Origin of the sequence: Streptomyces sp. NPDC059092, assembly GCF_042756365.1 — a bacterium.
In the GTDB taxonomy this organism is placed as follows: domain Bacteria; phylum Actinomycetota; class Actinomycetes; order Streptomycetales; family Streptomycetaceae; genus Streptomyces.
In genome coordinates, this window is record NZ_JBHZEJ010000156.1 from 1 (window position 1) to 1,508 (window position 1,508).

Consider the following 1,508-nt stretch of genomic DNA (forward strand, 5'->3'; position numbering starts at 1 on the left):
GCCATTTCCAGCATGGCGGTGCCGGGCAGGAGCACGGTGTCGCGGACGCGGTGGTCGGTCAGCCAGGGGTGGGTGCGTTGGGAGAGGCGTCCGGTCAGGAGGAGGCTGCCGTCGGGGGTGTCGATGACGGCGCGGAGCAGTGGGTGGTCGGCGGTGTCCTGGCCCAATGCCGCCGCGTCACCGGCCCCGGTGGTCTCCAGCCAGTAGTGCTTGTGTTGGAAGGGGTAGGTGGGGAGGTTGGTGGTGTGGGGGTTGGTGTGGGTGTGGAGGGTGGTCCAGTTGATGGGGGTGCCGTGGACGTGGAGGGTGGCCATGGCGGTGAGGAGGGGGGTGATGTCGTTGTGGTTGCGGCGGAGGGTGCCGTGGGTGAGGGCGTGGGGGGTGGTGTCCTGGATGTGGGTGGTGAGGACGGGGTGGGGGCTGATTTCGAGGTAGGTGTGGTGGCCTTGTTGGGTGAGGTTTTGGATGGTGGGGTGGAGGAGGACGGGTTGGCGGAGGTTGTTGATCCAGTAGTCGGTGGTGAGGGTGGCGGTGTCGGTGGGTTGGCCGGTGATGGTGGAGTAGAAGGTTTCGGGTTGGGTGGTGGGGTGGATGTGTGCGGCGGCTTGTTGTATGTGGTGGGTGATGGTGTCGACTTGGGTGGTGTGGGAGGCGTAGTCGACGGGGAGGGTGCGGGCTTGGGTGCCGTTGGTCTGGCAGGTGGTGACGATGTGGTGGACGGCGTGGGGTTCGCCGGAGATGACGACGGAGTTGGGGCCGTTGATGGCGGCGATTTCGACGTTGTGGGTGAGGAGGGTTCGGGCTTTTTCGGCGGGGAGGGCGAGGGAGGCCATGGCGCCTTTGCCGGCGAGGTGGGCGGCGATGGCGAGGGAGCGTTTGACGATGAGTGTGGTGGCGTCCTGGAGGGTGATGGCGTTGATGGCGCAGGCGGCGGCGATTTCTCCTTGGGAGTGGCCGACGACTGCGGTGGGGTGGATGCCGAGGGCGCGCCAGAGGCGGGCGAGGGAGACCATGATGGCGAAGAGGACGGGTTGGACGACGTCGACGCGGTCGAGTCCGGGGGCGTTGGGGTGGCCTTGGAGGACTTCGTGGAGTGACCAGTCGACGAGGGGGGAGAGTGCTTGTTCGCATTCGTTGATGGCTTGGGCGAAGAGGGGGGAGGTGTTGAGGAGGTTGAGTGCCATGCCGGGCCATTGTGATCCTTGGCCGGGGAAGATCCAGGTGACGCCGTGGGGGTGGTTGGTGGCGGTGCCGGTGATGAGGCCTGGGCGTGGGCGGTTGTGGGCGAGGGCTTGGAGTCCGGTGATGAGGTCGTCGCGGTCGGTGGTGATGAGGACGGCGCGGTGTTCGAAGGTGGAGCGGGTGGTGGTGGTGTGGGCGATGTCGGTGAGGGGTGTGTGGGGGTGGGTGTGCAGGTGGTCGGCGAGGCGTTGTGCTTGGTCGCGTAGGGCGGTGGGGGTGCGGGCGGAGAGCAGTACGGGGACCACGGGCAGCGAGCCGAAGACGGG

1 protein-coding gene is annotated in these 1,508 nt (G+C 67.4%); it reads right to left on the reverse strand.

From position 1 onward, the window contains the following. Positions 1-1,508 (reverse strand): acyltransferase domain-containing protein (locus tag ACFXPL_RS37115; protein WP_384927585.1); only part of this gene is annotated, 1,508 nt, incomplete at both ends.